Source organism: Curtobacterium sp. ER1/6 (assembly GCF_001742745.1).
Lineage (GTDB): Bacteria > Actinomycetota > Actinomycetes > Actinomycetales > Microbacteriaceae > Curtobacterium > Curtobacterium citri.
Genome location: NZ_MJAK01000002.1, coordinates 16,145 through 40,928 on the forward strand (window position 1 = coordinate 16,145; position 24,784 = coordinate 40,928).

Sequence of the window (24,784 nt, forward strand, 5' to 3'; positions counted from 1 at the left end):
CCGCTCCCGGCGCACCGTGAGCGGACCGGGCGTATCGTGGCGCTCCGATCCCAGGAAGAGGAGCAGAGCGCCGAGTGAGCGAGCCGCGGAACGACGTCCCCAGGAACACCGACCTCCCGGAACGAGACGGAGCGCCGCGGCAGACCGCCGCCCCCAGGCAGCGGCAGACCCGGCCCTCGACCCGCGGCGGCTCGAAGCCCCGCCGGGGCGCCCCGGTCGCCGGCAGCCGGACCGGCGCGGGCGGCCGCTCCCGCGTGCGCCAGGCCCCCGTGCCGGAGCCGCAGCACATCAGCCGGTACCGCCGCTGGTACGGCACCCTCCACCCCTCGCTGCAGCTGATCGGCCTGCAGCTCTGGATGCCGCTGTTCTTCATCGTCGGCTTCTGCCTCTGCTACGTCTTCGCCTTCCACGCCCCGCACCCGCACGACGTCCCCGTCGCGCTGGTCGGGAGCGACCCAACGCTCGTGGCCGCCGTGGACAAGGCCCTGCCCGGTGAGTACGTCTTCCACGTGGTCGACTCGCTCGCGCAGGCGAAGCGGGACGTGCTCGCCGGCACGATGGCCGTCGCGTACGACCCCTCGACGAACGAGGTCTTCAAGGCCAGCGCCCACCAGTTCCAGGTCGCCTCGCTCGTCCCGGCGACGCTGTCCGGCGTGCTGACGGGCATCGGCGTCGCCGCGCCGACGATCACCGAGCTCGCGCCGCTGCCCGCGTACGACGAGTACGGCACCGTCGCGATGTACGTCATGCTCGCCTGGTGCATCGGCGGCTACATGGTCGCGATGTTCATCGGCATCATGGGCGGCCCGCTCCGCCACCGCGTCCGCATGGCGGTGATCGTCGTCGGCGGCCTCGTCATCTCGCTCATCACGAACACGCTCGCCGGGCCCGTGCTCGGGGCGATCCACGGACACTGGATCGAGCTCGTCCTCATCGCCTGGGGGTGGATCGTGGCGATCGGCCTCGCGGTCAACGGCCTGAGCTACTTCGTCGGCCGGTTCATCGCCGCACCCGCGATGATCTGCTTCGTCTTCCTCTCGATGCCGTCGTCCGGCGGCGCGTACCCGAAGTGGTTCATGCCCGAGCCCTTCGCGTGGCTCAACCACGTCGTGGTCGGCTCGAGCATGGTCGACATGATCAAGCACGAGATCTACGGCGTCGGCCCCGGGTTCGGCCGCGGTCTCGTCACGATGGCCTGCTACGCCGCGGCGGGCCTCGTGCTGATGTTCTTCGGCAAGGCGTGGTGGGAGCGCCGGCGCATCGCGGCGATCGTCGGGAACCGCACGACGATGTTCCAGGACGCGCAGACCGCGAACCGGGAGTTCCTCGGCCGCCAGCGCGACGCCGAGCTCGAGCGGCACGGCCTGACGTCGACCGAGACGGGCACGCTGAGCATCCTGCGCGACGAGGACTGGCAGGACGAACGCGTGGGCGGTGACGTCTTCACCGGGGCCCGCGACGGGCTCGAGGGGCAGGTACCGCAGACCGGCCGCATTCCCGTGGTGCGGTCGGCCGACCGACCCGGTCCGGCGCGGACCCCCGGAGCGGGCAACGGACCACGCACCCGCCCGGTCGCGCGACCGGAGGCACCGCGCACGGAGGCCGCCCGCACCGCGGAGCGGGCGCACGGGCGGCACGCGGACCGCTGAGCGCGTCCGACCCGGCGTATCCTGGCCGGATGGACTCCCGTACCGTCTGGCACCGCACGCTCGTCACCGTGGTCGTCGTGTTCCTCGTGCTCGCGGCCGTGCTGTACGCCGCGAGCGTGCTGCTGGCTCCCGCGGACGGGCGGAACACCGCGGGCCTCTTCGTGGGGTGGGCGATGTTCGCGGTCATCGGCGCGATCGTCGTCGGGATCGTCGACTTCTTCGTCCGCCCGCTCGGTGGTCGGAGCGGGGACGCCGACGTCCTCGCGGCGGCCGAGGAGGCCCGGACCGCCAGCACCCGCACGCAGGCGTCGCGCTGAGCCGCGGCTGCACCGGCCGTTCCCGGACGCACACGTCGGGCTGAGCAGGCGCCGGGTCAGACCCCTCGACCGCTGAAGCCCGACACCGTCGCGTCGTCCGCGGCGAAGGTGAACCGCGCGTCCACCGTCCCCCCGGTGAGCACGCCGGGCAGCCAGTAGCGCGCGTCGTCCCACATCGCGTCGTACGGCACCGCGTCGACGGGGATCCACCGCGGCTCCAGCTCGTCGCTGCCCGTCGGGCTCCCCTGCCAGCGGCGGCAGACGAACACGTCCGAGACCTGGGACCAGGACGGGCGGTACGGGAACCGGTAGTCCAACGTGCCACGCGCCTCCAGGTCGGCGGGGTCGAGCCGCAGGCCGACCTCCTCCCGGACCTCCCGCACGGCAGCCGCCACCGGCGGCTCGCCCGGCTCCCGCTTCCCACCCGGGCCGACGAGCCGCCCGGTCCCGAGGCCGCGGCGCTTCTCGCCGAGCAGCACCTCCGGACCCGCGACGCCGTCGCGCAGCAGGTAGACGACGACCACCGGGGCGTGCTGGGACTTGCTCTCGTCGCGCTCGGTCACGCGTCCAGTCTGTCGGACGATCTGTCGTACGCTCTCCTCATGGCACGCGTGCTGCGGGGGCACCATGGCTGAGCCCCGCAGGACCGGGCGCAGCCTCGAAGTGCTGCGCGCCGAGGCCGCCGAGGAGATCTCGGTGCTCGTCGAGCACCGGAGCCGCGCGGGCGAGGACCCGTGGGAGTTCATGCCGACGCTGCCGACCGTCGACGAGCAGGTCGTGCTCATCCTGCGGGCCGAGGCCGTCGAGCTCGACGCCGCGATCGGTCAGCGGAGCGCGCACTGGGCCGGGCACCCGGCGTCCGGACAGGGCACCGAGCTCGGCGAGGAGTACCACCGCCTGCGCCGCATCGCCCTGCTGCACCCGGAGCTGACGCCCGCGGTGTGGAAGCTCATGGGCGCGCTGCCCGGAGCCGGCTGACCCGCGCGGACGCCGGCTGCGGTTGGATGGGGGCATGACCGACACCGTCCTCGCCGTCCTCAACCAGCCCTCGCGGCACGCCGACCCGCACGACCCCTCGGCCGACGCGTACACCTGGGTGGAGCCGCTCGAGGAGCACCTCCAGGTGCAGGACCTCGGCGCGATCCGCGGCGACGGCGTCTTCGAGACGATCACGGTCGTCGACGGCCGACCGCAGGCGCTCGAGCCGCACCTGGCACGGTTCGTCCGGAGCGCCGCGATGCTCGACCTGCCGGAGCCGGACGTCGACGCGTGGCGGCAGGCGATCGAGGCCGTCTGCGCCCGACTCGACCCGGTGCACGAGGCGTTCGCGAAGACCGTCATGACCCGTGGCGTCGAGGGCTCCGGGCGTCCGACGGGCTGGGTGTACGCGGCACCCTCGGGTGACCAGACCCCCGCCCGCACCGAGGGCATCGCGGTCGTGACGCTCGACCGCGGCTACCGGCACGACGTCGAGCGCACCTCATCGTGGCTGCTGCAGGGGGCCAAGACGCTGTCGTACGCCGTGAACATGGCGGCACTGCGCGAAGCCGAGCGTCGCGGGGCCGACGACGCACTGTTCGTCTCGACGGACGGCTACGTCCTCGAGGGCACCCGCGCGAACCTCGTCGCCTCGGTCGACGGGCGCCTCGTCACGCCGCGCACGGACATCGGCATCCTCGCCGGCACGACGCAGGCCGACGTCTTCCGCTTCGCCGAGGCAGAGGGCATCGCGACGTCGTACGAGCTCCTGACGCTCGCCGACCTCGAGGCGGCGGACGCGCTCTGGCTGCTGTCGAGCGTCCGCCAGGCCGCGCCGATCCGCTCGGTGAACGGTGTCGCGCGCGGGATGGACCTGCCGATGACCGAGCGCATCAACGACTTCCTGCTCTCCCGCGAGCAGTAGCCGGTACCCCGGGACGGCCAGGAGGCGCGTGGCGGGCTCGCCGGACGCCTCCGGGCCGTCGTCGGGTCACCAGCGCGGGGTGGTGACGCCCGTCCCGTCGGCCCACTCGTAGACGGACGCGCCGTCGATCCAGACGCGCGTCGCGCGACTGGTCGCCGCCAGCGGGTCGCCGTCCCAGAGCACCAGGTCGGCGTCGAAGCCCGGCTCGATGCGACCGACGCGGTCGCCGAAGCCGAGGAAGTCCGCCGGGTTCACGGTGAGCGCCTCGAGCGCGGTCTGCCACGGCAGGCCCTCCTTGACGGCGGCGATGGCCTGGTCGACGAGCATGTTGATCGGGACGACCGGGGCGTCGGTGGTGATCGCGACGCGCACGCCCGCGGCGGCGAGCCGCGCGAGGTTCGGGATGCCGCGGTCGCGCAGCTCCACCTTCGAGCGGCTCGTGAACAGCGGGCCGTAGATCACCGGGACGTCGCGCTCGGCGAGCACGTCGGCGATCTTGTGCGCCTCGGTGCCGTGGTTGACGACGAGCCGGTAGCCGAACTCGTCGGCGAGGCGCAGCGCGGTCGCGATGTCGTCGTGCCGGTGCACGTGCTGGTCCCAGGCGAGCTCGCCGTCGAGCACGCGGACGAGCGTCTCCTTCGTCAGGTCGCGGGTGAAGGGCTCTCCCTTCGCGGCGGCGGCGTCGCGGGCGGCGCGGTAGTCCTGCGCGGCGACGAAGGCCTCGCGGATGACCTTCGCGACACCGAGGCGCGTCGAGGGCGTCTTGCCCTTCTCGCCGTACACGCGCTTCGGGTTCTCGCCGAGGGCGCTCTTCACGCTGACCGCGTCGGAGATGAGCTGCTCGTCGATCGTGCGCCCGCCCCAGGTCTTGATCGCGACGGTCTGCCCGCCGATCGGGTTGCCGGAGCCGGGCTTCACCACGATGCTCGTGATGCCGCCGGACAGGGCGTCGCGGAAGCCCTCGTCGTCGATGTCGACGGCGTCGATCGCCCGGACGGCGGCCGTGTTCGGGTCCGTCATCTCGTTCGTGTCGTTGCCCGCCCAGCCGTTCGCCTCCTCGTGGATGCCGACGTGGCCGTGCGCCTCGACGAAGCCGGGGACGAGCCAGGCGCCCGCGGCGTCGACGACGGGCAGCCCGGGCGGCGGGGTCACGTCGGGGCCGACCGCGGTGACGCGGCCGTCCTCGACGACGACGGCGCCGCCGTCGAACGCGGGGGCGGTGACGGGGACGACGTGGGCACCGGTGACGACGAAGGAGTGGGTCATGCCACCACGCTACGTCCGCGGTGGGCAGGCGCCACGCGGATCGCGGATGTGCACACGACATGCGGATCGCTGGTGCGCGTGCGCCGCCGGGTCGTACCGTCCGGGTACGACCACGATCCAGGAGGTGCCGTGACCCACGCCCGTCGCCGTTCCCGATCGTCCGCAGCACCCCCTGCCTGGCCGGCGCACCGGACCGAGGACCGCCCGTGGCGGAGCAGTGTCCGGGGCGACCGGGCCACCCGGACGACCACGTCCGTGCGGGTGTCCGTCCCGCCCGCCATCGCGGGTGCCCGGTGGGAACCCGACGAGGGCACCGAGGCCCTGCTCGACCGGAGTCTCGACGCCCTCGCCGCCCTGGACCGCACGGACGGCGCCGGCCCGCTGCACCGGCTGCTCGCCCGGACCGACGCCGTGGCGACCTCGCGCATCGAGCACGAGTCCGCCGGGGTCGACGACGTCGCGCGGGCCCTCGTCGGGTCGCGGGCGAACCCGAGCGCCTCGGCGATGGTGCACGCCGGTGACGCGCTCGAGCGGCTCGTCGCGGCGGCGGGCGACGGCCGGCTCGACGAGACGACGCTGCTCGACGCACACCGGCGGCTCATGCGGCACGACCCGGTCGACGGCCGGTACGCCGGCCGCTACCGCGCGGTGCAGAACTGGATCGGCGGCGGCCGCACCCCGCGGGACGCCGACCACGTGCCGCCCCCGCCCGAGCTCGTGCCGGCGCTCATGGCCGACCTGTTCGCGTTCCTCGAGCGCGACGACCTGCACCCCGTGGCACAGGCGGCGATCGCGCACGCCCAGTTCGAGTCGATCCACCCGTTCACCGACGGGAACGGGCGGACGGGGCGTGCGCTCGTGGCCGCGGTGCTGCGCCGACGGGGCTGCACCCGGACGGTCAGTGCGCCGGTCGCCACCGTCCTGGTCGCCGAACGCGACCGGTACTTCGCCCACCTGGCCCGGTACCGCGACGGGGCGGTCGACGGGTGGGTGCGCGACCTGGCGATCGCGGTCGGGACGGTGTCCGACGAGGGGGTCGTCACCGGCCTGCTGCTCGACGAGGTCGCGCGTGACCGTGCGGCGACCACGTGCACGTCCGGCCCGCACGCGGTCCTGGGGCGCGCGCTCGAGCAGGACGCCGTGCTGACCGAGGAGCACGCCGCGGACCTGCTCGGGGACCCTCGCGCGGACCTGCCACCTGCCGTGCTCGACGACACGGTCGCCGACCTCTGTCGCGTCGGGGTGCTCCGCCCGGTCACGACCCGCCGCTCCCGGCGCGCCTGGGTCGCCCCCGCCGTGGCGGCCGAGCTCGACGCGTTCACCGAGCGCGTGCGGGACGGCGTCGAGGCCCGTGCACGTAGGGTGGCGGGGTGAGCAGCGAGCACGTCCAGGTCACCCCGCCGACCGCCGCCAAGCGGCCCGTCACGCGGACCCACCACGGCATCGACTTCGTCGACGACTACGAGTGGCTCCGGGACAAGGAGTCATCGGACACCCTGGCGTACCTCGAGGCCGAGAACGCGTACACCGACGCGCAGACCGAGCACCTGGACGCCCTGCGGGACCGCATCTTCGCCGAGGTGAAGGACCGCGTGCAGGAGACGGACCTCTCCGTGCCGGTCCGGACGGGCGGCTGGTGGTACTTCACCCGCACGGCCGAGGGCAGCCAGTACGGCGTGCACTGCCGCGCCCCGATCGCCGGTCCGGACGACTGGACCCCGCCCGCCGTCGACGAGGACGGCGCGGCCCTGCCGGGCGAGGAGGTCGTCCTCGACGGCAACGCCCTCGCCGAGGGCCACGACTTCTTCTCGCTCGGCAGCTACGACATCAGCGACGACGGCACGCGGCTCGTGTACGGCGTCGACGTCGAGGGCGACGAGCGGTACACGCTGCACGTGCGCGACCTCACCGACGGCACCGAGCTCGGCGACGAGATCCCGAACACCGGCGCCGGTGCGACCTTCGACCCGTCCGGACGCTTCGTGTTCTACCCGACCGTCGACGAGTCCTGGCGTCCGGACCGCATCTGGCGGCACACCGTCGGCACCGCCGCGGCGGACGACGTGGTCGTCTTCGAGGAGCCGGACGACCGGTACTGGGTCGGCGTCGGGGTCACCCGGTCGTCGCAGTACATCGTCATCGAGCTCGGCTCGAAGATCACGTCCGAGGCCCTGGTGCTCGACGCCGCCGACCCGACCGGCGAGTTCCGCGTCGTGTGGCCGCGGCGCGAGGGCGTCGAGTACGAGATCGAGCACGCCATCGTGGGCGGGAGCGACCGCTTCCTGGTGCTGCACAACGACGGTGCCGAGAACTTCGAGCTCGTCGACGTGCCCGCCGACGACCCGACCGACGAGCACGACCGCCGCGTGGTCGTCGCGCACCACCCCGAGCGTCGGATCGAGTCCGTGGACGCCTTCGCCGGACACCTCGCGCTCGAGTACCGGTCGGAGGCACTCCCCCGCGTCGCGATCATCCCGATCGAGGGCGACGGGTACGGCGACGCCCACGAGGTCCCCTTCGACGAGGCGCTCTTCTCGGCCGGACTCGGCGGCAACCCCGAGTGGGACCAGCCGACCCTCCGCATCGGGTACACCTCGTTCGTCACCCCGTCCGAGGTGAGCGACCTGGACCTGGCCACCGGCGAGGTGACGGTCCTGAAGCGCCAGCCGGTCCTCGGCGGCTACGACCCGGACGACTACGTGCAGGAGCGGGACTGGGCGACCGCACCCGACGGCACGAAGGTGCCGATCTCGCTCGTGTGGCGGCGGGACGCCGTGGACGCCGACGAGCCGGCCCCCCTGCACCTGTACGGGTACGGCTCGTACGAGCACTCGATCGACCCGGGCTTCAGCGTGATGCGCCTGTCGATGCTCGACCGCGGGGTCGTCTTCGCGGTGGCACACGTGCGCGGCGGTGGCGAGATGGGGCGGCACTGGTACGAGGACGGCAAGACCCTCACCAAGAAGAACACCTTCACCGACTTCGTGGCGGTCGCCGAGCACCTCGTCGAGTCCGGTCGCACGAGCGCCGACCGGCTGGTGGCCGAGGGCGGCAGCGCCGGCGGCCTGCTCATGGGCGCCGTCGCGAACCTGGCGCCGGAACGCTTCGCGGGCATCCTCGCCGCGGTGCCGTTCGTCGACGCCCTGACGAGCATCCTCGACCCGGACCTGCCCCTGACGGTGATCGAGTGGGACGAGTGGGGCGACCCGCTCCACGACCCCGAGGTCTACCGGTACATGAGCGAGTACTCGCCGTACGAGAACGTCCGCGAGGACGTGCAGTACCCGCGGATCCTCGCGGTGACGTCCATCAACGACACACGGGTGCTCTACGTCGAGCCGGCGAAGTGGACCGCCCGGCTCCGCGAGGTCGGTGCCCCGGTGCTGCTCAAGACCGAGATGGCCGCGGGGCACGGCGGCGTGAGCGGCCGCTACGACTCGTGGCGGGAGCGGGCGTTCGAACTGGCCTGGCTGCTCGACGTGCTCGGCCTCGCCGACGTGAACCCGGCGGCGGCCTCCGCCCGGCCGATCGCCGCCGGCTGAGGACCGCGGGCCGGGTCGGGCCAGGACGACGTGTCCCGGCCCGGCCGCTCAGACGCGGTTGAGCGCGTGCACCGCCTGGTCGTAGGACTCCTCGGCCAGGCGGACGCGGTCACCCGCGAGCACGCCGTACCCGAACGTCCCCTCCCCACCGCGCTCGGCGATCCCCGAGTGCACCCGCAGGACGTCGAGCGCGTGCAACGAGCGCACCCGCTCGGTCAGCACGTCTGCCGCGTCCCCGATGCGCGTCCACAGCGCGTGCGGGAAGGCGTCGTCGCCGAGCACGTCCATCGCGGCGCGGGCCCGGGTGGCCGCGCGCCAGGCCTCCTCGGTCGCGGTGCGCTCCGACGCCTCGCGGTCGACGAGCCCGACGCTCTCGTCGTCGTCCGCGACGGCCCGTCGCACGAGCTCCCGGACGCGCGGCTTCTCGATCGCCGACACGTCCTGCGCCACGTGCTTCGGCGACCGCAGCGCCCAGGCGGTCGGTGCGGGCCGTTCGACCGCGTCGTCGAGGGCGTCGAGCAGCTCGAGGTACGGCTCACCGTGCAGGAAGGCCGTGACCTCGCCCACCGCGACGGAGCGGCGCTCCCGGGTCGCGGCGAGGATCCGCTCGCGGGTCATCGCGTCCACGAGCAGGTCCTGGGCCGGTGACGACGCGTACGGCAGGCGCTCCACGAGGTGCTCCGCGAGCGCGGCACGGGCGGTGACGGCCGCCAGTGCGTCCGCCGCCTCGGCGGCGCGGTCGGCCGCGGCGGTGTCGGGGAACGCCGGACGGTAGGCCGACAGGACGGCGGCGATGCCGAGGGCGGTCCGGGCCGTCCCGCGGAGGTCGGCCGGCCCGCCGGAGCGGAGCACGGCCTCCTGTCCGAGGAGTGCCGTCCGCAGCTTCCGCAGCCGCTTCGTGAGCGCACGGGCCGCGGTGCCCTTCTCGGGCTTGTCGGCGGTGCGGAGGCGTGCCGCCGGCGCACCCTCGAGCCCCCGCGCCAGCTTCGACGCGACCGCGGCGGGCGCGGCACCGACGGCGGCGAAGCGTCCGTCGAGCGAGGCGAAGAGCTCGTGCGCGACCTGTTCGTCGACGGCACCGACCGTCTCGACCTCGACCTCGCGCCACGTCCGCGGGGTCGCCGGTGCCGCGTCGTCGAGGCGCTGCGCGACGACGGCGTCGTCCGCCAGCTCGGCAACCTGCTCGTCGTCCTCGTCGAGCAGCCGGGTGACGGTCCGCGTGGTCGTGATCCGCACGACGGGGCGCAGGCCGCGTCCGCGCCGCTCGGTGAAGAGCGCACCGAGGACCTCGTCCGGCACGGTGTCGGCGTCCTCGGTCAGGGGGAAGTGCTGCTCGTGGCGGACGGTGTCCGACGCGGAGCGCTTGATGTGCCACCCGGCGTCGTGGCCGCCCGTCCGGCGCCGGACGGTGACACGGGACGCGACGAGGTCGTACCGCTCGGTGTCCCAGTAGGTGGCGTCGAGGACGAACGGTTCCTCGTGCTCGGTGCGGGCGATGCTGCCGATCCCGACCAGGTCGGGGAGGTCGTCGCCCTCGGGCAGGTCGTAGGTGCGCTCGATCTCGAGGTGGGTGTCCGTCACACGCTCCTGTCTACCAGGGCGTCCGGGGTTCCCCGAACCGGCGGGGTTAGCCTGTGGACATGAGCGAGACGATCACCCGCGACGCGTTCGTGCCCGAGGCCGGCGGCGTCACGATGTTCACCACGAGCTGGTGCGGCTACTGCGCCCGGCTGAAGAACCAGATGACGAAGGCCGGTGTCCCCTTCCGCGAGGTCGACATCGAGCAGACCCCGGGGACGGCCGAGCTCGTCGCCGAGGTGAACGGCGGCAACCAGACCGTGCCGACGCTCGTGTTCCCGGACGGGAGCACGGCGACGAACCCCTCGTTGGCCGAGGTGCAGTCGCGCGTCTGAGGCGCGGCGCGGGGCCGGCTGGCCCTGACGAACCACGAATCCGACATCGAACCAGGCGCGAGCCCCGGTTCGATGTCGGTTTCGTGGTTCGAAGCCGCGAGCGAGGCGCCAGCGCCCACGCGCCAGCGCCCCGCGTCAGCGCGCCAGCGCGTCCTCGAGCAGCGCCACCATCGCGTCGAGCTGGATGTCGCCCGAGTCGGCGACCTCCTCGTCCGAGCCGTCGAGCGCGCGGGCGGCCAGGGACGCCTTCGAGTCGATGAGCTCGGCGATCTTGGTGTCGATCGTCTGCGCGGCGATGATGCGCCACGCGGTGACGGGCTCCTCCTGCCCGATGCGGTGCACGCGGTCGATCGCCTGGGTCTGCTCGGCGCTCGTCCAGGACAGCTCGGCGAGCACGACGTTGGAGGCCACCTGCAGGTTGAGGCCGACGCCCGCCGCGGTGAGCGAGCAGACGATGACGGCCACGTCGGGGTCGTTCACGAACGAGTCGATCTCGGCCGTGCGCTGCGCCGGCGTCTGGTCGCCGCGGATCGTGGCGGTCTTCAGGTGCCGACGGGCGAAGACCTCCTCGGCCTGGTCCATGACGTCGAGGTGCTTCGCGAAGAACACGACCTTGCCGACGTTCGAGGCGAGCTGCGCGGCGTAGTCCGCCGCGAGCTGCGCCTTCGCGCGACCGATGCGTCGGACCATCGAGAACACGTTCTCGCCGGTCGACGAGGCGTCCTGGTCCTCGAGCTCCCACCGCGCGACCTGGCGGACGAGCTTGTGGTCGATGCCGACGACCGGGTCCTGCCCGGTGCGCGCGTCGAGCGCCTGGTGGTAGCGGCGGACGAGCTTCGCGGTGAGCTCGCGCTCGGCGTCGCGGATCGAACGGCCCTCTTCCCCGTCGAGCTCGACCGGGATGTCGGCGATGCGTCGGGCGGGGATGTCCGCGGCGACGTCCACCTTGCGGCGGCGGACGATGCCCTGGTCGATGACGGCCTTGCGCGCCTCGACGAAGAACCCGGGGTCGGCCGGGGTCAGCCCGATCTCCTCGAGCTCGTTCATGAGCTTCGCGCGCGGCTTCTTGTCGTCGATCCAGCCGAGGAACTCCCAGATGGTGCGGAAGTCCTCGACGGAGTTGATCAGCGGCGTCCCGGTCAGCGCCATGAGCAGCGGCGACGACACCCGCGAGCGGATCTTCTCGGCGAGCTGCAGCACGAACCGGGAGCGCTGCGACTCCTTGTTCTTGATGAAGTGCGCCTCGTCGACGACCATGCCGCGGAACCCGAAGTTCCCGAGCCAGCCGGCGTGCCGGTCGAGGATCTCGTAGTTGACGATGACGATGTCGGCGAAGCCGTCCAGGTCGTCACCGTCGCCGTGGATGACCGTCGCGGTCCGGTTCGGCACCCAGCGGGCGGCCTCGCGTGCCCAGTTCGTCTTCACGACGTTCGGCACGACGACGAGCAGCGGGAACGCGTTCGCGGCGTCGGCGGCGAGCAGGGACTGCGCGGTCTTGCCGAGGCCCGGTTCGTCGGCGAGCAGGAACGAGCGGTGCCCCTGCGAGGCGGCCGCCACGAGCTCCGCCTGGTGCTTCATGAGCGTGGTACCTGACCGCGAGTGCAGCGACGACGGCTCGGGCAGCGGCATCGAGGCCGTTCCCCCGCCGGCGCCGTACTCGAACGACTTGAAGAGCGGCCCGAACAGTTCCCAGTTCGCCAGGCGCCGCGGGTGCGCGACCGGCTGGTCGGCGAGGGCGAAGTCCGGCGCGAGGAACGGGTTCGCGAGCTGGCGCTGCACGACCGCCTGCGGCAGCACCGAGCGCACCGGCGTCTCGACGACCGGCGACGGCTCGGCGGCGATCACGAGGTCCTCCGGCTGCAGCTCCATGCCGCCGGCGATCATCATGTCGCGCTTCGCGGTCCGGGTCGCCTCGCCGACCGAGGCCTCCTCGGTGAGCAGCTGGATGACGCTCGTGTCGCGCGCCGCGGTCTTCGCCAGGATCGTCGCGACCCCGTCGAGCCGCTTGAGCTGCTCGGCGCGCTGCGCGTCGGAGAGCTCCGGGTCGGCCTTGACCCGCGCACGCTCCTCGCGCATGAGCAGCGCGACGGCCTGGAACTTCGACCGGTTCGACGCCTTGAGCGGTCCACGCTGCGCCGCCGCCTCGACCTCGCGCACGGCGCGGGCGAGGACGGGGATGACGCCGTCGTTGTCGAGCGGCCGGGTGCGGCGCGACGCGGTCCGCGTCCCGCCGGCTGCTCGCCGGGTGCCTGATCGAGCCAACGCTCCTCCTTGTTCCGCCCGTGTCCGGGCGAGCCGCCGTCTCGGCGGGAAGTCATCGACCGGCGCCTGGCGCGACTCCGGCCCACGGGCCACCCTGGCCCGCTCGTTCGCCGGTCCCGTCACAGGACGTCCGGTGGAGTCCCGCGGTCCGCCCCGCGCCCGCACCCCGAGGGTGTCCGGCACGACGGTCCGCGCCGGGATCCGGCGCCGTCGCACGCACGTGGTGCCCGTCGGGCATCCACGGATCCGGTCCCCACGTCGGTCAAGCGACCGACTGTCGCGTCCGGAATCGACGCGGCACGTGACGACACGGTGCGTGCAGGCACAGTTTACTCCCCGACGACCGACGGAGGCGAGTCCACGGGACCCGCGCGCGTCGCGGTCGTCCACCGGTCCCGGTGCGCGGTCGCGCGAGCGGCCCACGATGGTGACCTGGCGTCGGACGGGAGGCACGGCTCGACGCCGCCACGCGCCTCCCGTCCGACGCGGTGCACGCCCGACGGGACGCGGCGGGGCGGGGCAGGGCGGTCAGGCCTGCGGTGCGGACCGCGGACGGAGCGTGCCGTCGGACGGCACGACCGGCGACGCCTCGGCGAGCGCCGCCCGCGTCGCCGTCAGCAGGTGCTGCGCGGTCTCGATGCCGTTCGCCGAACCGGTCGTCGCCTGTCCGCCCGCGTGTGCGAGGAGCTGCGCACCGATCGCCGGGCCGATGCGGTCGGCTTCGCCGGGGTTCCGCGCGACCCAGTCGCGCGCCACGGCGTCGGCGAGGCGCTCCGCGGCCGCACCGCGCTCGGCGTCGCCGCGCGACCGGTGCCAGAGTCCCGTGACGACGAGGTGTGCCACCACGGCGCCGATGTCGCGGACCGGGAACCCCCACCCGGCGGTGTCGATGTCGAGCAGGCCCGAGATGCGCCACGGCTCGTCCTCGTCGACGAAGACCTGCTCGAGGTGCAGGTCCCCGTGCACGACCTGCTTCGTCGCGCTCCCCCAGCCGACCGAGCGGCGGCCGATCGCGTCGTAGAGCGCGTCGATCTCGGCGGCGTCCTGCGGCAGCGCGGTGACCAGCGTGCGACGGTGCCAGTCGGCGTGGTCCATCGCGTCGGCGCGTGCCTGCTGGGTCATCGGCACGGTCGCGATCCGCCCGGTGAGCGCCGCGAGCGAGGCGACGAAACGCGGGTCGTCGGCGATCTCGGTGATGCGGCTGCCGGCCGGCACCCCGCGGATCCGCTCGAGCACGAGCAGGCCGTCCCCGCGGCTCGACAGCACCCGCGGTACCGGCAGCCCGGCGGCGGTGAACTGCTCGTGGGACTCGACGATCGGTGCGACCCGGTGCGGTCGCACGATCTTGAGGAAGAGGGTGCGCTCCGGGGCGTCGACGCGGACGACCGCCCGCTTGCCCGGGCGGTAGGCCGCGACGGAGAGCACCGGGTCGGTGACGGGCATGCCGAGGCCGGCCAGGAGCTCGGCCACGGCGTCACGGTAGGTGACCTGCGGCAGCACGGGCAGGCCGGGGTCGTTCGGGTACGCCCACACGGACACGGGCTCGCCGGTCGCGGGATCGGTGACGATGGCGCTGTTCTGGTCGTGGGCGCCGCCGGTGTCGACGTAGGTCAGGACGGTGGCGCGCTGGCCGGCCCGGTCCACGGTGTCGACCTCGTACCCGTACAGGTAGCCGTTGCCCGACGGTTCGACGGAGTGCGCGCGTGCGGCGACCACCGAGGTCCCGGAGCCGGCGAAGGCCTGCGGGATGACGCGCTCATGGTTGGGCCACACGGGACCAGTCAACCGTGCGGACGTGCTTTCGTCGCCATCGTGCACGGCTCGGCGTGCGGCTCGTGGCTAGCGTGGTCGTCGTGAACCCGGTCGCGCGCCTCCGCAGTTCCAGCCGCACGCCGTTCCTGCAGGTCGTGAAGACCGCGGTGGCGGTGGTCGCGGCGGTGCTGCTCTGCCGGGTGCTCGTCGACGGACCGTTCCCGACCTTCGCCGCGATCGCGGCGCTGCTCGTCGTGCAGCCGAGCATCAACCAGTCCTTCGTGAAGGGGTTGGAGCGGAGCGCCGGGGTGGTGCTCGGCGTCGTGCTGGCCACCGGGTTCCACCTGCTGTTCGGCGACGCCGTCTGGGTCGTGCTCGTCGTCATCGTGCTCGCGATCCTGCTCAGCTGGGCGCTCCGGCTGACCCCGACGTCGGCGACCCAGGTGGGCATCAGCGGCATGCTCGTGCTCACCGCGGGCGTCGTCACGCCGAACTACTCGGCCGACCGCATCCTCGAGACGGTGATCGGCGCGGTCGTCGCGCTCGTGGTCAACGCGGTCGTCGTGCCGCCCGTGCTCCTCGAACCGGCACACCTGGCGGTCGCCCGGCTCGCCCGCGACACCGCGGCCGCGTTCGAACGGATCGCGATCGGGCTCACCGAGGGGTGGGACGCCGACCGGTGGCACGAGGCACTCCTGCAGGCCCGGGCGCTCCGGCAACAGCACGCCCGCGCCGAGGCCTCACTCACGGCCGCCGGCGAGTCGCTGACGATGAACCCGCGGGGCGGTCGGCACCGGACGATCCTCGAGCGGGACGTCGCCGTCGCCGAACACCTGCGGGTCCTCGTGACGCGGGTGACCGGCATGACGCGCGCCGTCCGTGACAACACCGCGCCGGACCTGCGCTCTGACCCCGTCGTCGGCAGCATCGCGACCGAGGTCGCCCGGATCGGAGCGGACGTCCGGGCGCTGAGCGCACGCGTCGAGGCGACGCGGTTGCACCACGCGGAGCACGACGGCTTCGTCGGTGCGGAGCGGGACGACACGGACTCGGTGGAGCCGGCGCTCACGGCGCCGCTCGCGGTCGTCCGCCCCAACTCGCGGCACTGGGTGCTCATCGGGGCGCTGCTCGAGGACATCCGACGCGTGCGCGAGGAGCTGCTCGGCGAGGACGACTGACGGCGGCAGGGACGCTCCGCTGCGTCGCTGCGGTCAGCGGACCAGGGTGACGGGTTCCGGACGTCCGACCGCCCGGGCTGCCTCGACCGCCGTGTGCACGATGTCCTCCCACAGCCCGGTCGCGGCCGCGCCTCCAGGCCCGTCGCCGTCCGGAGCGCGGTCGGCGACGGCACGGATCGTTGCGACGACGTGCTCCGCTCCGGCCTCGTGCGCAGCGCGGCTCGCCAGGTCCGGCACCGCGGTGCGGAGCTCGGCGACGACACGCTCACGTCGCGGGGCGTCGAGCTCGTCGAGGACGACGATGCCGACGCGCGCGGCGTCGAGCTCGGCCAGCAGGCGCGCGACCGCCGGGTGGTGCTGCGATGGTGTGTCGGCGTGGTCTGATCGGTCGTGCACGGTTCCCCCCACGGACACCGCGTCGGGTACGCCGCGTCCGGTCCGGAGCCTAGCAACGAGTACCGCTCGGTATCACTCCCCACTCCACGGGACGCACCGTCCTGCCCCCGGCCGGGTGACACCGGCAAGGCGGGCCCGTCGTCCGGGCGCTGCTCGGGGGACCGGCAGCCGCGGGGGTCACTGAGACGAGATTCAGCGACTTCGGAGGTCCGACGGCCCCGAACCGCCCGTTCCCTGCCACGATGGGGTCCGAGGAGGTCGATCATGCGCCTGTTGGTGGTCGAGGACGACGACGAGATGCGTGCGCTCATGGAGCGGGGACTCGCAGCAGAGGGGTACCGCGTCACCGCGGTCGAGAACGGGGTCGAGGCGCTCATCGCCCTCGGCGAGCAGGCCTTCGACCTCGCGGTCGTCGACGTCATGATGCCCGGCATGTCCGGCTTCGAGCTCGCGCGACGCATCCGCGAGCGCGAGGACCCGGTCCGCATCCTGCTCGTGACCGCGCGCGACGCCGTGGACGACCGGGTGTTCGGCCTCGACGCCGGCGCCGACGACTACCTGACGAAGCCCTTCGCCTTCGCCGAGCTCACCGCCCGGCTCCGCGCCCTCGGTCGCCGTGAGTCGACCGCCGGCCAGCGCACGATCGAGGTCGGCGACGTCGCGATCGACTCCGAGGCCCGCCGCATCTCCATCAAGGGGCAGCGCGTCGCCGTGAGCCCGACCGAGTTCGCGCTCCTGCGGCTCCTCGCCCGCTCCGTCGGCTCCGTCGTCGACCGCCCGAAGATCCTCGAGGAGGTCTGGGACGGCTCGCAGCACGTCGACCCGAACGTCGTCGAGCAGTACATCTCGTACCTCCGCAAGAAGCTGACGTCGCACGAGGCGACCGTCGCGATCTCGACCGTGCGGGGTCGCGGGTACCGCCTCGACCTGCTCGGGGCGTGACCGACACGGCTCCGACCCCCGGGAGTCCCGGATCCCGACACGGGCTGCCCCGTCCGCTGCGGAACCTGTCGCTCCGCTCGCGGATCACGATCGGTTCGACCGCGATCGCCGCGGTCGTCATCGTCCTGCTCGTGCTCGTCATGCGCTTCCAGGTCGTCAGCGTCGTCGCGAGCGCCACGAGGACGCTCCTCGACGCCGACGTCGACCCGTACGTGGCGACGCTCGAGGTGGACAGCGATCCCGACCTGTCGGCACCCGGCAACGCCCAGCTCGTCGCCGTCGTCGCCCCGTCGGGACAGATCCGCCTGTCGACGATGCCGCCCCGGGTCGAACGCGCCCTCGGCAGCCTGACCAGCACCCAGGCCGGCGCCTCGGTCATCGACGTGTCCGGCTCCGAGTACCGCGTGGTCATCGAGCACCCGGTCAACCAGGCCGGCCGCTGGACGGTCATCGCCGCCCGCAACTCCCAGGCCGAGGCGATCGTCGTCGACGACCTGACCACCACCCTCTCGCTCACCGGACTCGCGATCCTCATCGCGTTCGGTGTCGCCTCGTGGATCCTCGCCACCGCCGCACTTCGCCCGGTGAACCGGATGCGCCGCGAGGCCGAACGGCTCTCGGTCGCCCCCGAGCGCGCCGAGCTCCCGGTCGGTCCGGCCCAGGACGAGCTCGCCTCGCTCGCCACCACGTTGAACGCCTTCCTCGCCCGGACGCGGCAGGCCACCGAGCGCGAACGACAGATGGTGTCGGACGCCAGCCACGAGCTCCGCACCCCGCTCGCCATCCTCACCACGCAGCTCGACCTCGCGTCGCTCGACGGCGACGACGCCGCGGCGCTCGCGGCGCACATCGACCGCGCCAAGCGCAGTGTGGCTCGGCTGTCCCGACTCGCGAACGACCTGCTGACGCTCTCCCGGATCGAGGACTCGGAGCGACGCGAACAGGACGGCGGACCGCAGCCGACGACCACGTGGAGCGACCTCGGTGACGAGGTCATGGCCGCCGTCGACCGCGTGCGGCTCATCGCGTCGGCGAAGGACATCACGGTGGACTTCGACCTCGAGCCGCCCGGACCCACGAGCCCGGCCGGTTCGTCCGAGCCGCACGGTGCACCGGTCGCGGCCCCGCGCTCGGACGCGTCGTCGGACCGCTCCGACGGCGTGGTCCCCGGTGGCGTCGGGGCGGACGCCGGCGAGCCGCGCTTCCGGTTGGACACCGGCGGCATGGCGCAGCTCGTGACGAACACCGCGAGCAACGCGGTCGCGGCACTCCCCCGCGGGGGCGGCGTGTTCGTGTCGTGGCGCGTCGAGGGGGCCGAGGGCGTCCTGCAGGTCACCGACGACGGCCCCGGGGTGCCGGAGTCGTTCATCCCGGTCGCCTTCGACCGGTTCACGCGCCCCGACGAGGCGCGGACGTCACGCCACGACCCGGACCCGGCGACGGGCGGGGTCCCGCTGCCGGGCGGCTCCGGCCTCGGGCTCGCGATCGTGCGCGCCATCGCGGAACGGTCGGGAGGCACGGCCTCCCTCCGCAACGTGCGTTCCGGTGGGCTCGAGGTCACCGTCCGGGTGCCCGTGGTGCCTCCGCAGACCACCGCCTGACGCGGCGGTCACTGGAAGTCCCGCGACCGCGTCCGCACCCCCAGCGGCAGGTGCTCGATCTGGTCGGCCACCAGGTTCACCACGCCGTCGGGCGACCGCTCGAGGATCCCCCGCACCACCACCGCCGGCGACTCCCGCGCCACCCGTCGGTACCGTCCCCACACCCCGACGCTGCAGATGACGTTCACCAACCCGGTCTCGTCCTCGACGTTGAGGAACGTGATCCCCGACGCCGTCGCCGGACGCTGCCGGTGGGTGACGATCCCGCCGACCTCGACGCGACGCCCGGTCTCGGCCGTGGCGGTGTCCAGCACGCTCAGCACCCCTCGGGCGTCCAGCCGCGGGCGGACGTGTCGCACGGGGTGGTCGTCGGTCGACATGCCCGTGGACCACATGTCGGCGATGAGGACGTCCCCGCTCGTCATCTGCCCGAACAGCGGCGGCTGCACCGTCACCTGCGTGTCCGGCAGCTGGTCGGGACGCTCCGCCGCGGCCTGGGCGGCGGACCACATGCCGCTGCGCCGGTCGATGCCGAGTCCGGCGAACGCGTCCGCCGCCGCGAGGGCCTCGAGCTGCGCCGTCGTCAGGCGGACCCGCCGGGCGAGGTCGGACATGTCGGTGAACGGCCCGTGGGCCTCCCGCTCGACGACGATCGCCTCGGCACTCCGGCGACCGAGCGAGGCGACCTCGGCGAGCCCGAGGCGGACCGCGAAGGCCCCGTCGCGGCGGTGCTCGGCGGTGTCGTCCGGCCGCGAGCCGTCGAACGGCAGCACCGGGGGCTGCTCCTCGGCCAGGCACGCGTCGGCACCGGGGTGCGCGGCTCCGCCGTGCTGGTCGAGCGGTTCGAGCGTCGCGTCGACACCCGAGCGCAGGACGTCCGGCCGGAGCACGCGCACGCCGTGCCGCCGGGCGTCGGCCACCAGCGTCTGCGGCGAGTAGAACCCCATCGGCTGCGCCCGGAGCAGCGCCGCCAGGAACGCCCCCGGGTAGTGCAGGCGCATCCACGCGCTCGCGTAGACGATGAGCGCGAAGCTGATCGAGTGGCTCTCCGCGAACCCGAAGTTCGCGAACGCCTGGATCTTCGCGTAGATCGCGTCCGCGTCCGCGCCGTGGATGTCGTTCGACGCCATCCCTGCGTAGAGCTTCTCGCGGAGCCGCTCGATCTTCTCGTGCCCCCGCTTCGACCCCATCGCGCGGCGGAGCAGGTCGGCGTCGTCGCCGGAGCACCCGCCGACCGCGATCGCCATCTGCATGAGCTGCTCCTGGAACAGCGGCACCCCCAGTGTCCGCTCGAGCACGGGCTCCAGTGAGGGGTGGATGTAGGTGATGGGCTCCTCGCCGGTCCGCCGCCGGATGTACGGGTGCACGGCCCCGCCCTGGATCGGCCCGGGGCGCACCAGGGCGACCTCGATCACCAGGTCGTAGAACCGTCGGGGCAGCAGGCGCGGCAACGTCCCCATCTGCGCACGGGACTCGACCTGGAACACCCCGATCGTGTCCGCGCGGCACAGCTGGTCGTAGACGCCCTGCTCCTCCTTCGGGATGGAGTGCATGTCCCAGCGCTCACCGCAGTGCTCGTCGGCCAGGTCGAACGAGTACTGCAGCGCCGCGAGCATCCCGAGCCCGAGCATGTCGAACTTCACGAGCCCCATGTACGCGCAGTCGTCCTTGTCCCACTGCAGCACGGTCCGGCCGTCCATCCGGGCGTGCTCGATCGGCACGACCTCGCCCACTGGTCGGTCGGTGAGCACCATGCCGCCGGAGTGGATGCCGAGGTGCCGCGGGAACCCGAGCACCTGCTGCGCCATGTCGACCACCGTGTCCGGGATGTCGTGGTCCTGGCTCTCGGTGACCGCCCCCCAGCGCTCGACCTGCTTCGACCAGGCGTCCTGCTGCCCCGGGCTGTGCCCGAGCGCCTTCGCCATGTCGCGCACGGCGCCCTTCGGCCGGTAGGTGATGACGTTCGCGACCTGGGCGGCGTTGAACCGTCCGTACTTCTCGTAGACGTACTGGATGACCTCCTCGCGGCGGTCCGAGTCGAAGTCGACGTCGATGTCGGGCTCCTCGTCGCGCATCGCCGACAGGAACCGCTCGAACGGCAGTCCGTACCGGATCGAGTCGACCGCGGTGATCTCGAGCAGGTAGCAGACCGCCGAGTTCGCCGCCGACCCGCGCCCCTGGCAGAGGATGCCGCGGTCGCGGGCGTACTGCACCATGTCCCGCACGATCAGGAAGTACCCCGGGAAGTCCTTGTCCGCGATGACGGACAGCTCCCGCTCGATGCGCTCGCGCTTCTGCGGGTCGACGCCGTCCGCGCTGCCCGGGTAGAACCGCCGTGCCCCGTGCCAGGTGAGCTCCCGGAGCCACGACATCGTGGTGTGTCCCTCGGGGACCTCGACGTCGGGCAGCCCGGGCTTCGCGGTCCGCAGCCGGAAGCCGAGCTCGTCGGCCAGCTCGACGCTCGTCTCCACCGCCCCGGGCCACCGCGCGAACCGCCGGGCCATCTCGGCCCCCGACCGCAGGTGGGCGGTCGGCGCGGCCGGCAGCCAGCCGTCGATCTCGTCGAGGCTCCGCCGGGCCCGCACGGCCGCCAGCGCGGTCGCCACCGGGAACCGGTCGGGCGTCGCGTAGTGCACGTTCCCGGTCGCGACGACGGGCAGCCCGTGCTGTGCCGCGAGGGCTGCGAGCACGTCGTTCCGCGCGCTGTCGAGCGGCTCGCCCTGGTCGGTGAGCTCGACGACGACCCCAGCCGTGCCGAACCGGTCGAGCAGGGCGCGCAGGGCCTCGTCGGCGGCGGACTCGCCGCCCTGCTCGAGGGCCCGGCGCACGGTGCCCTTCCGGCAGCCCGTGAGCACCCGCCAGTGCCCGTCCGCCTGTGCTGCGAGCTCGTCGAGGTCGTACTGCGGCCGCCCCTTCTCGGCACCGGCGGCGAGGTGCGCCCGGGTGACCGCCGCCGCCAACCGGTGGTAGCCGTCCTGGCCGTCGGCGAGCAGCAGCAGGTGCGTGCCCTCGGGGTCGGGCACACCGTTCTGCGGTTCGGTCAGCCCGAGCGACAGCTCGGTGCCGTACACGGTGGCGACGGTCGGGTACGCCTCGGCGACCTCGGCCATCCGGGCGGCCCCGTAGAAGCCGTCGTGGTCGGTGAGCGCCAGGCCGTGCAGGTGCAGGCGCGCTGCCTCCTCGACCAGGTGCTCCGGACCGCTCGCACCGTCGAGGAAGCTGAAGGTCGAGTGCGCGTGCAGCTCGGCGTACGGCACGACCGGGACGTCGTCGTCGGACGCCGAGGGCGGCGGGACGTACCGGGAGCGCTTCCGCGACCAGGCCGGGCTGTCCCCGCCGTCGCCGGCGTGCGCGCTGTCCGGACGCTTGTCGGACAGCGCGCGCTCGAACTCCGACCACGGGATCGGCGGGTTGCTGTAGCCCATCAGTGCTCCCTCACGTCGCGACCGCCTCGGCCCACCACCGGTGGTCGGCGAGCACCAGGTACCAGGCACGGCCGTCACCGTCGACCAGCTGCAGCCGGTGCAGGCGCCGGCCGCCGGACTCCCACCAGCGCACGACGAGCGGCCACGGGCCCGCCCACGCCGTCACCGGGGCGAACCGTCCGCCGCGCTCCCCCTCGGCCCGGAAGCGCTCGGGCGCACCGGTCAGCGCACCGCGGTCGTCGACGTCCACGGTCTCGCCGTCGGCGGCCACCACGTCCACCGGTCGGGGCCGCTCGAGCACGGTGGCGGGCGGCGGCCCGGGGAGCCGACCGGGCCACGGTCGGTCCCGGACGGTCGCCAGCGCACGCTCGCCGCCCACGGGGGCGTCGCCCCACGGGACGAGCACGACGCGTTCGGCCAGGGTGCGCCCGCCGCCGATCCGCGGGGTGACCACGCCCTCGTGCCCGACGAGTCCCTGCACACGGGCGAGGGCGTGGTGCACCCGTTCGTCGGGTCCGGTGCCCCAGAGCCCGCGCTCGTGGTTCGCCGCGTCGTCGACCGCGACCGGTTCGAGCACGACCTGGACGACGGGTGCCTCGAGCCCCGTGGGGTCCACCCCGCCGGCGAGCTGCCACCGGACCCGGTCGACCACGTCGGCGGCGTCGAACCACCGCGGGTGCACCCAGGTCCGTTCGAGCAGCAGGTCGCGCTCGTCGACGATGCCGACCCGGATGGTGGTGGCGACCAGACCCGCCGAGCGCAGCCGGGCGGCGAAGTCGTCCGCCGACCGTCGGAAGGCGAACGCGACCTGGTCGGCGCGGTCGAGCGGCGGTTCGAAGGACGCCTCGACCCGGAGCTCCGGCGGGACCGCACGCGACGTGACCTCGCGCGGGTCACGGCCGCCCGCGAGCCGGTGCAGGAACGCCCCGGCGACGCCGAACCGGTCACGCACCTGCTCGTCGCCGAGCGCGGCGAAGTCGCCGAGGGTGCCGAGGCCCAGCCGCCCGAGCACCGTCGCCAGGTCGGGGTCGCCGAGCACGCCGAGCGGCAGGTCCGCCAGGAACGGCGCCGACCCGCCGACCGGCACGATCCGCACCCGCTCGCCCGGGCGCACGGGACGGGCACGCGCCGCCTGCTCCGCCGCGAACGGCGTGTCCGCCACCCCGGCCCGCACCCCGGGGGCGCCGTGGTCGGCGGCGATGCCGGCGAGGGTCGCCGCAGCCGCCCGCTCGCCGCCGTAGTACCGGGCCGGCCCCCGGGAGCGCAGGGCGACCGTGCCGGGCCGCAGGACCTCGACCCCGGGGACGGCTTCCTCGATCGCCCGGATGACCGGTTCGAACGCCCGGTGGTCGAGGGCGTCGTCGTAGGGCTCCACCACGAGCTCGGGACAGCGTGCCTGGGCCTCCCGCACGCGGAGCCCGCGCACCACGCCCTGCTGCCGGGCGCTGGCCGAGCTGGCGAACACCGTCCCCTTCGCCACCAGGGCGAACGGGTGGTCCGGTGGCGAGCCCGCCGCACGGGCCGCCGCGATCACGGGCCAGTCCGGGCACCAGAGCACGATCGTGCGGGTGGGCGGCGGCTCCGGCAGTGCTCCACCGCGCGCCAGCGCATCGGCCCGCACGGACACGGCACCGGGCACGACGGCGCCCGACCGTGCCGCCACCCGCGGCGCGGTCGCCCGCGAGCGCCCGCGGGGACTCACGACGCCACCGCGACGGGACGCAGCACGGGCGACGACGACCCGGCAGCACCGGCAGATCCGGCAGCCCCGACAGATCCGGCAGCCCCGACCGCACCGACGACCGCGGGACGCACCGCGCCGTCGGCCGCCGGCAGGAGCAGGTCGGCGCTGACCGGCCGTCCCGCTCCCGCCCGCCCCGAGGCCGTCACGGTCGCCCGGCGCTCCGCCAGGTGCCCGTGGCCGTCCCCGATCCCGCTCCACACCGACTCCGTCACCCGCAGCGTGACGTCGGCACCGGGCCAGGACCCGAGCGCGACGAGCGCCCCGCCGCGCTGCCGCAGCCGTGCGGCGAGCCGGGAGACGTCGCCGGGCACCACGCGGCCGAGCGGCCGGGTGAGGACGATCTGCGCGACGTCGGCGAGTGCGGCCGTCACGGTGAGCCACTGGTCCCCGGGGTCGGGCACGAGCACGAGCCGTTCGAGGTCGATCCCCATCGCGGCGGCGGCCTCGACCCCGAAGGACGGCACGCCGACGACGGCACACCAGGCACCCTCGGCCGACGCGGCCTGGAGCATGGTCATCGCGAGGAGCACCGACTCCTGCACCGCGTAGGACCCGCCGACGCGGATCGCACCGCCGGGCAGCAGGGACTGCAGCGCCGCGGCGGTGGGCAGCCCCTGGACGTCGACGCGGGTTGCCTCCATCTCGGACACCCGGGAGCGCAACGCGGTGATGCGCTCGAGCGCCGCCCGCGCGTCACCGAGGTGGTCCACGCGCCGGGTCGGCCGTGCGGAGGCGGGCGACACCGCGCCCGCCCGGGCAGGACCGGTCCGCCCGGACGTCCCCTCGGACCCGGGCGACAGGAGTGCCGCCGCCGACTGCATGCCCTCATATTCGAACATGTGTTCGATGATGTCAACCGGGTCCGACATCCGTGGACGAGCCGGTCGAACACGC

General features: G+C 73.9%; 19 protein-coding genes. 10 read left to right on the forward strand and 9 right to left on the reverse strand.

The window, feature by feature from the left end:
- Positions 1 to 74: 74 nt before the first annotated feature.
- Positions 75 to 1,649 (forward strand): ABC transporter permease, encoded by a 1,575-nt coding sequence (locus tag Cus16_RS04455; protein ID WP_069711469.1) that lies wholly within the window; start codon positions 75 to 77, stop codon positions 1,647 to 1,649.
- A 29-nt stretch (positions 1,650 to 1,678) separates the two neighbouring features.
- Entirely contained in the window at positions 1,679 to 1,966 is a 288-nt protein-coding gene (locus tag Cus16_RS04460; protein ID WP_069711470.1) for a hypothetical protein, read from the forward strand.
- 56 nt (positions 1,967 to 2,022) lie between these two features.
- Here the strand turns inward: Cus16_RS04460 and Cus16_RS04465 are convergent, their stop codons facing one another.
- Entirely contained in the window at positions 2,023 to 2,529 is a 507-nt protein-coding gene (locus Cus16_RS04465; protein ID WP_069711471.1) for an 8-oxo-dGTP diphosphatase, read from the reverse strand.
- 64 nt (positions 2,530 to 2,593) lie between these two features.
- Between Cus16_RS04465 and Cus16_RS04470 the strand changes: the two genes are divergently transcribed.
- Both Cus16_RS04470 and Cus16_RS04475 read left to right on the forward strand, forming a co-directional pair.
- Positions 2,594 to 2,944, forward strand: coding sequence for a tryptophan synthase subunit alpha (locus Cus16_RS04470; RefSeq protein ID WP_069711472.1), 351 nt, complete (start codon positions 2,594 to 2,596; stop codon positions 2,942 to 2,944).
- A gap of 34 nt (positions 2,945 to 2,978) precedes the next feature.
- A complete protein-coding gene (locus tag Cus16_RS04475) occupies positions 2,979 to 3,869 on the forward strand; it encodes an aminodeoxychorismate lyase (protein WP_069711473.1) in 891 nt (296 codons plus the stop codon).
- Between the two features lie 66 nt (positions 3,870 to 3,935).
- Here the strand turns inward: Cus16_RS04475 and Cus16_RS04480 are convergent, their stop codons facing one another.
- Positions 3,936 to 5,135, reverse strand: a complete 1,200-nt coding sequence (locus Cus16_RS04480; protein WP_069711474.1) for an amidohydrolase — start codon at positions 5,133 to 5,135, stop codon at positions 3,936 to 3,938.
- A 255-nt stretch (positions 5,136 to 5,390) separates the two neighbouring features.
- Here Cus16_RS04480 and Cus16_RS04485 point away from each other — a divergent pair, with 255 nt between their 5' ends.
- Both Cus16_RS04485 and Cus16_RS04490 read left to right on the forward strand, forming a co-directional pair.
- On the forward strand, positions 5,391 to 6,509 hold the full coding sequence (locus tag Cus16_RS04485) for a Fic family protein (RefSeq protein WP_141718815.1): 1,119 nt from the start codon (positions 5,391 to 5,393) through the stop codon (positions 6,507 to 6,509).
- Entirely contained in the window at positions 6,506 to 8,677 is a 2,172-nt protein-coding gene (locus tag Cus16_RS04490; RefSeq protein WP_069711476.1) for a S9 family peptidase, read from the forward strand. The genes Cus16_RS04485 and Cus16_RS04490 overlap by 4 nt, the downstream gene beginning before the upstream one ends.
- Before the next feature lie 48 nt (positions 8,678 to 8,725).
- Here Cus16_RS04490 and Cus16_RS04495 read toward each other — a convergent pair whose 3' ends face one another.
- Entirely contained in the window at positions 8,726 to 10,258 is a 1,533-nt protein-coding gene (locus Cus16_RS04495) for a CYTH domain-containing protein (RefSeq protein WP_069711477.1), read from the reverse strand.
- A gap of 59 nt (positions 10,259 to 10,317) precedes the next feature.
- Here Cus16_RS04495 and Cus16_RS04500 point away from each other — a divergent pair, with 59 nt between their 5' ends.
- Positions 10,318 to 10,590, forward strand: coding sequence for a mycoredoxin (locus Cus16_RS04500; protein ID WP_022902366.1), 273 nt, complete (start codon positions 10,318 to 10,320; stop codon positions 10,588 to 10,590).
- Between the two features lie 135 nt (positions 10,591 to 10,725).
- Here Cus16_RS04500 and Cus16_RS04505 read toward each other — a convergent pair whose 3' ends face one another.
- Both Cus16_RS04505 and Cus16_RS04510 read right to left on the reverse strand, forming a co-directional pair.
- Positions 10,726 to 12,852, reverse strand: a complete 2,127-nt coding sequence (locus tag Cus16_RS04505; RefSeq protein ID WP_069711478.1) for a DEAD/DEAH box helicase — start codon at positions 12,850 to 12,852, stop codon at positions 10,726 to 10,728.
- A 528-nt stretch (positions 12,853 to 13,380) separates the two neighbouring features.
- Positions 13,381 to 14,625, reverse strand: coding sequence for a phosphotransferase enzyme family protein (locus tag Cus16_RS04510; protein WP_069711479.1), 1,245 nt, complete (start codon positions 14,623 to 14,625; stop codon positions 13,381 to 13,383).
- 80 nt (positions 14,626 to 14,705) lie between these two features.
- Here Cus16_RS04510 and Cus16_RS04515 point away from each other — a divergent pair, with 80 nt between their 5' ends.
- On the forward strand, positions 14,706 to 15,782 hold the full coding sequence (locus Cus16_RS04515) for an FUSC family protein (protein WP_069711749.1): 1,077 nt from the start codon (positions 14,706 to 14,708) through the stop codon (positions 15,780 to 15,782).
- Between the two features lie 33 nt (positions 15,783 to 15,815).
- On the opposite strand, the gene Cus16_RS16565 is transcribed toward Cus16_RS04515, so the two are convergent.
- Positions 15,816 to 16,178, reverse strand: coding sequence for a hypothetical protein (locus Cus16_RS16565; RefSeq protein ID WP_069711480.1), 363 nt, complete (start codon positions 16,176 to 16,178; stop codon positions 15,816 to 15,818).
- A 264-nt stretch (positions 16,179 to 16,442) separates the two neighbouring features.
- Between Cus16_RS16565 and Cus16_RS04525 the strand changes: the two genes are divergently transcribed.
- The gene (locus Cus16_RS04525) at positions 16,443 to 17,120 is read left to right on the forward strand and encodes a response regulator transcription factor (RefSeq protein WP_069711481.1); all 678 of its coding nucleotides are present in this window, start codon (positions 16,443 to 16,445) and stop codon (positions 17,118 to 17,120) included.
- The gene (locus Cus16_RS04530) at positions 17,117 to 18,721 is read left to right on the forward strand and encodes a sensor histidine kinase (protein WP_083263704.1); all 1,605 of its coding nucleotides are present in this window, start codon (positions 17,117 to 17,119) and stop codon (positions 18,719 to 18,721) included. Before Cus16_RS04525 ends, Cus16_RS04530 begins: the two co-directional genes overlap by 4 nt.
- Positions 18,722 to 18,729: 8 nt before the next feature.
- Here the strand turns inward: Cus16_RS04530 and Cus16_RS04535 are convergent, their stop codons facing one another.
- Genes Cus16_RS04535 through Cus16_RS04545 form a run of 3 tightly spaced genes read right to left on the reverse strand, consistent with a single transcriptional unit; the run spans position 18,730 to position 24,729 of the window.
- The gene (locus Cus16_RS04535) at positions 18,730 to 22,146 is read right to left on the reverse strand and encodes an error-prone DNA polymerase (RefSeq protein ID WP_069711482.1); all 3,417 of its coding nucleotides are present in this window, start codon (positions 22,144 to 22,146) and stop codon (positions 18,730 to 18,732) included.
- 10 nt (positions 22,147 to 22,156) lie between these two features.
- A complete protein-coding gene (locus Cus16_RS04540; protein WP_083263705.1) occupies positions 22,157 to 23,809 on the reverse strand; it encodes a DNA polymerase Y family protein in 1,653 nt (550 codons plus the stop codon).
- Between the two features lie 35 nt (positions 23,810 to 23,844).
- Positions 23,845 to 24,729: a hypothetical protein gene (locus Cus16_RS04545; protein ID WP_141718816.1), complete on the reverse strand. Its 885-nt coding sequence runs from the start codon at positions 24,727 to 24,729 to the stop codon at positions 23,845 to 23,847.
- Positions 24,730 to 24,784 lie beyond the last annotated feature (55 nt).

Excerpts from the sequence above, each read along its gene's own strand:
- Cus16_RS04460 (WP_069711470.1), top strand. The coding sequence starts at position 1,679 with ATGGACTCCCGTACCGTCTGGCACCGCACGCTCGTCACCGTGGTCGTC.
- Cus16_RS04470 (WP_069711472.1), top strand. The coding sequence starts at position 2,594 with ATGGCTGAGCCCCGCAGGACCGGGCGCAGCCTCGAAGTGCTGCGCGCC.
- Cus16_RS04475 (WP_069711473.1), top strand. The coding sequence starts at position 2,979 with ATGACCGACACCGTCCTCGCCGTCCTCAACCAGCCCTCGCGGCACGCC.
- Cus16_RS04480 (WP_069711474.1), bottom strand. The coding sequence starts at position 5,135 with ATGACCCACTCCTTCGTCGTCACCGGTGCCCACGTCGTCCCCGTCACC.
- Cus16_RS04500 (WP_022902366.1), top strand. The coding sequence starts at position 10,318 with ATGAGCGAGACGATCACCCGCGACGCGTTCGTGCCCGAGGCCGGCGGC.
- Cus16_RS04525 (WP_069711481.1), top strand. The coding sequence starts at position 16,443 with ATGCGCCTGTTGGTGGTCGAGGACGACGACGAGATGCGTGCGCTCATG.
- Cus16_RS04535 (WP_069711482.1), bottom strand. The coding sequence starts at position 22,146 with ATGGGCTACAGCAACCCGCCGATCCCGTGGTCGGAGTTCGAGCGCGCG.
- Cus16_RS04545 (WP_141718816.1), bottom strand. The coding sequence starts at position 24,729 with ATGTTCGAATATGAGGGCATGCAGTCGGCGGCGGCACTCCTGTCGCCC.